Genomic DNA, 816 nt, shown 5'->3' on the forward strand with positions numbered 1-816 from the left:
CGGCGAGCAACCGATTTCAGGCCACCCTCCCCAGAACAGTAATCCTTCACGGCAGCCAGCTTGGCTTGGTCCGTGTATTTTCCCATAGCCCCTCCGAGTTGGTGTCCAACCTTCGGGGTTCAGTTCAATCAAGTGGGAATCAGAACGATGGAATCGAAGGCGGTGGGCCGGCGACTTGGGTCCAAGAACTACCCGAAGGAATTCCGGGCGATGGTCGTGGCGCAATCAAACGATCCGGCCCGATCGATTGCGGATGTGGCGCAAGAGCACGGACTGAACGCCAACATGGTCGCACGCTGGCGTCGCGCTCATGAGCGCGCTCAATTGGCGACACAGCCTCAGCCCGCACAGACGTTCATTCCCGTGCGTTTGCCCGTGCCGACGCAACCCTCTTCAAGCCTCGTCGTCGAATGTGGCGCTATGCGGGTGCGCTTCGACGGACCGCTTGACCTTGATGTACTGCGGACCGTACTTGCAACGTTGCGCTCGCCGTCATGATCGGTCTGCCATCAGGGACACGTGTGTGGTTGGCTGCCGGGGTGACCGATATGCGAGCCGGCTTCAACAGTCTCGCCGCGAAGGTGGAAACGGTCCTCGAACGCGATCCATTCTGCGGCCACGTATTCGTGTTTCGCGGCAAGCGCGGCGACTTGCTCAAGCTGCTGTGGTGGAGCGGTGACGGCATGTGCTTGCTGATGAACTATCTGGTTTCATACTACAACTCCTTCTGTCGAATCGGAGGGTTTTGATTTCTTTGTCGCCGACGCCGCCGCGGCCCGGTCAACGAGGCGATCCCATCGACTGCAATGTTTCATC

2 protein-coding genes are annotated in these 816 nt (G+C 59.4%); both read left to right on the top strand.

Annotated features, from left to right (window positions below):
• Window positions 1–147 precede the first annotated feature (147 nt).
• Window positions 148–498: an IS66-like element accessory protein TnpA gene (gene tnpA, locus C9I57_RS32195; protein ID WP_107154523.1), complete on the top strand. Its 351-nt coding sequence runs from the start codon at window positions 148–150 to the stop codon at window positions 496–498.
• On the top strand, window positions 495–749 hold the full coding sequence (gene tnpB, locus C9I57_RS32200) for an IS66 family insertion sequence element accessory protein TnpB (RefSeq protein WP_107154524.1): 255 nt from the start codon (window positions 495–497) through the stop codon (window positions 747–749). The genes tnpA and tnpB overlap by 4 nt, the downstream gene beginning before the upstream one ends.
• Window positions 750–816 lie beyond the last annotated feature (67 nt).

It is taken from the genome of Trinickia symbiotica (assembly GCF_003028655.1).
Lineage (GTDB): Bacteria > Pseudomonadota > Gammaproteobacteria > Burkholderiales > Burkholderiaceae > Trinickia > Trinickia symbiotica_A.